The sequence below is a fragment of the Burkholderia sp. E168m23 genome (assembly GCF_016586125.1).
GTDB lineage: Bacteria > Pseudomonadota > Gammaproteobacteria > Burkholderiales > Burkholderiaceae > Burkholderia > Burkholderia orbicola.
Genome location: NZ_BCPP01000700.1, coordinates 1 through 3854 on the forward strand (window position 1 = coordinate 1; position 3854 = coordinate 3854).

Here is a 3854-nt window from a genome sequence, read left to right on the forward strand (position 1 = left end):
GCGTCTGCCGCTTTCGACCATTCGAGGGTAGCTTTCACCGCATCATCGAAGCTCGGGAGGGTGCCGAGTGCCTTGTATTCTTGCTTGCCCGCCTCGTTGCGTCTGCGAGCAATCCAGGTCCCGTCGCCCTCGGCGAGTTTACGGAACCCGACGTAGAGACCGGATTGAACCCGTGCAAAGTAGGGTTCCCGGCGTGGGGGCAGCTTGTCGCGTGCGGTCTTGCTGACGATAGGAGTAGCCATGATTTTCGTACGGAAATGGTACGGAAATTTTAGGCTGGATCTCGTTGGACGGCAATGCTCTTATTTTTCAATAAATTCAATGGATTATCGGGTTTCTTCGGATGTTCATGGACGGTCGTGAACCTATATTCCCGCCCTCCGAAGGCAGGGGTTGCTGGTTCGATCCCAGCCGGGCGCGCCAAATAGCCTGATTCCAGGCGTCGAATTTCCCGATCCGTTTTCCTGAAGTCGTCCAGGCGTAGCGTCACCGCACGGCATCGCATCGTCATCTGCCGGGCCGTTCCCACGCTATTCCGCCGCCTTTCCGTTGTGCGAGAATCGCCCGCAACGACAACTCCAAGCGTCGAGCGCGGCGGCCGTCCGCGCATCGCGCCGACTCCCGATGGCTGCCATCCCGTCTACTTCGACCGCAGTCGCTGCCTGCCCGCTGACCGATGCGCAGCAGGCGCTGCTCGCGCGTCTGCACGCGTATTCGCCCGATGATCCGCATGCGCCGCTGCCGTACAGCCGGCGCCTCGCCGAAGCCGAAGGCTGGTCGCACGACCACGCGCTGGCCGTAATCGACGAATACAAGCGCTTCGCGTTTCTCGCGCAGGCGGCCGGGCATCCGGTCACGCCGTCGGTCGCGGTCGATGCCGCGTGGCATTTCCATCTGCAGTACACGCTCGAATACTGGGACGTCTTCTGCGCCGATGTGCTGCACGCACGGCTGCACCATATGCCCGGTACCGGCGCGCCCGACGAGGCCGCCGTGTACGCGCAGCGCTACCGCGACACGCTGGACAGCTATCGTCGGCTGTTCGGCTGCGAGCCGCCGGCATCGATCTGGCCGCGTCCGGTCGACCGGCAGGCCGAGGCGGATGCAGAGGCGCGGCAGACCGAGCGCATGGCCGCCGTGGCGCCGCGCCGCGCATGGCGCGACCGTCTACCGAAACTCGTGTGGCCGGCGGCGGCCGCGAGCGTCGCCGCGACCTGCGCATCGGCGCAGGATCTCGACGTGCTGGACTACACGGGACCGCAGTTTCTCGCGTTCTACGTGCCGGCCTGCATTCTCGCGTTGTTGCTGATCGTCGCGCTCCAGGCCATCGAATTTCGCATCCGGCGCTGGGGCCGGCGCACGCGCAAGGCTTCGTCCGGGCTGAGCGCCGACGAAGTCGCCTATCTCACCGGCGGCGAAGCACGGGTCGCGCAGGTCGTGACGATGTCGCTCGCGCATGCGGGCGCGGTCGACTTGTGGAGCGTTCACCGGCAAGGCAGCTACGTGAAGATCGCGGATCTGGCACGCGCGGGTCGGTACGACGACTACTGCGCGTGGCTCAACGAGCAACCGTCCGGCACCGTGCGCTACGGCGTCTTTCGGGAGCGGCTTGCGAGGTACGCGCAGGAGGTCGTCGACGGGATGCGTGCGCAGGGCTGGTTCTGGGCGCCCGGCGAGTTGCGCGCGTCCCGGATGGCCGCGCGCGCGATCGCGTTGCTCGTGCTCGGCACCGGCGCCGCGAAGCTCGCGGTCGGTTTGAGCCGCGGGCGGCCCGTGCTGCTGCTGTGCATCTGCATGGCGGTGTTCGCGATCGCGTACCGGATCGTCGCTGGAAGGCTGACCGGCTTCGGGCGCGGCGGCGCCACGGCGGCCGGGCGCGCCGCGCTGCTCGAGCGCCGGAACGCGCACGATCCGCGGGCTGCGCGCGACGCGCGGCACGTACGCAGCGCGCGGGGAGCGTCCGGGATACGCGACGCCGAACGTGACGATCCGGACCCGTTGCTGTGGACCGCAGCGCTGTTCGGTGCAGGCGCGCTGGCCGGTACCGTATGGTCGGCGTATGCAGGCCCGGTGCTGGTGGCCTCGCAGGTGTCGTCGGCCGCCGCGGCGAAAGCGGGCGGTGGCACTTCGTCCGACAGCAGTTGCTCGTCGTCGAGCTGCAGTTCGTCGAGTTCGTGCAGTTCCAGCTCGTGCAGTTCGAGCAGTTGCGGGGGGTGTTCGTCGAACTGAGCGGACGGCCGGTGTCGTTCAGCGAGGCCCCGCCACGCACGGGGTGACGGGCCATCGCCCGAACAACCGCATGGAATGGGCTCAGATCGTCGCATCGCGTGCGTGCGTGCTTCGGTAACCTGTCAATCGACGCTCTCCGTGCCGAAACGGTCGCCCGGGCGCGACACGCGTCGCGCATGCCGGGCTGCCGCCGTGACGGCCGGACGGGATGAATGTCCGCCGCTTTGCCCAGCCCTCCATGACGACGCCAGCTTCCGACGTTTCCGCGTGCGTTCGACACGCCGCGACCTTGTGCCAGAACGGACAGTTTGCCGACGCACTGTCACGCGTCGCGCCGCTGCTCGATGCGCCTGCGGTGGACGTCGCGGCGCTGCACGTCGCGGCCGTCTGTGCGCTGGGCCTGAACCGGCTGGCGGATGCCGAGGCGTGGTGGCGGCGCGCGATCGACGCGATGCCGGCGTTCGAGCCCCCATACGACGGCCTTCACGCGCTGCTGCTGTCGCAGGAGCGCTTGCCCGAAGCCGAAGTGATCCTGCGCCGGCAGCTTGCCTGCGTCGCGCCGTTGCGCGCGTCGCACCATCACCGGTTCGGCAAGGTGCTCGAAGCGCTCGGCCGGCTCGACGAAGCCGAACAGGCGTTCGGGCAGGCCCTGTCGATCGAGCCGCGGTCGCCCGACGTGCTGACCGATCTCGGCAACCTGCTTCGCATCCTCGCGCGGCCCGCGGAGGCGGAGCTCGCGTACCGGCTCGCGATTGCCGTTCGCGCCGATCATGTGCTCGCGCACGCGAATCTCGGCGCGATCCTCGTCGACATGCAGCGGCTGCCGGAAGCGGAGGCGGCTAGCCGGCAGACCATCGCACTGTGTCCGGATCATCCGGAAGCGCATTACAACCTCGGCGTCGCGCTGCAGAACCTCGATCGCCTGTCCGAAGCGGAAGCGGCCTATCGCGACGCCATCCGCTGCCGGCCCGGCCTGCCGCAGCCACACAACAATCTCGGCTGCGTCCTGCGTGCGCAGGGCCGCCACGACGAAGCGGCCGTCGCGTTCACCGACGCGCTGGCGCTCGCGCCGCGGATGGCCGAGGTGCACTACAACCTCGGCACGACCTTGGCGCATGCGGGCCAACTCGACGAAGCCGAACGCGCATACCGTCGCGCGCTCGACCTGCGCGCCGACTATGACGACGCGCGCTTCGGGCTGGCGACGCTGCTGCTCGGCCGGGGACGATTCGAGGAAGGCTGGCGCCGCTACGAATCGCGCTACGAGCAGTCGACGTTCGTGCACCGCCGAACCCGCGAGGTACTGCGGTGCGCGCAGTGGCAAGGCGAGCCGCTAGCCGGCAAGACGCTGCTCGTGTGGCAGGAGGACGGCCTCGGCGATATGCTGCAGTTCAGCCGTTATTTCGCGGAATTTCGCGCGAGGCGGGCGGCGCGGGTGGTGTTCGCGTGCCAGCCGGCGCTGCATCGGCTGATGGAGACGGTCGACGGTGTCGACGCAGTGCTCGATCACGAGGCGGCCACCGCACAGGCCGGGCAATTCGATTACTGGACGAGCCTGTTGAGCGCGCCGATGCACGCGGGCACGACACTCGACACGATCCCGCCGCCGGTGCGGTTCGTGTCCG

At 68.4% G+C, this 3854-nt stretch carries 2 protein-coding genes and 1 pseudogene; 2 read left to right on the plus strand and 1 reads right to left on the minus strand.

What is annotated here, in order from left to right; all coding sequences use genetic code 11:
* Positions 1 to 242 (minus strand): annotated as a pseudogene (locus tag JMF90_RS27775) (site-specific integrase); the annotation flags it as partial.
* Positions 243 to 624: 382 nt separating this feature from the next.
* Between JMF90_RS27775 and JMF90_RS27780 the strand changes: the two are divergent.
* Both JMF90_RS27780 and JMF90_RS27785 read left to right on the plus strand, forming a co-directional pair.
* A complete protein-coding gene (locus JMF90_RS27780) occupies positions 625 to 2229 on the plus strand; it encodes a TIGR04222 domain-containing membrane protein (RefSeq protein ID WP_011546731.1) in 1605 nt (534 codons plus the stop codon).
* Between the two features lie 238 nt (positions 2230 to 2467).
* Positions 2468 to 3854, plus strand: a 1387-nt coding sequence (locus JMF90_RS27785) for a tetratricopeptide repeat protein (RefSeq protein ID WP_201325684.1), incomplete at its 3' end; no start/stop codon positions are given.

What these genes read in the sequence shown, in the direction of transcription:
- JMF90_RS27780 (WP_011546731.1), top strand. Translation starts at nt 625, where the DNA reads ATGGCTGCCATCCCGTCTACTTCGACCGCAGTCGCTGCCTGCCCGCTG.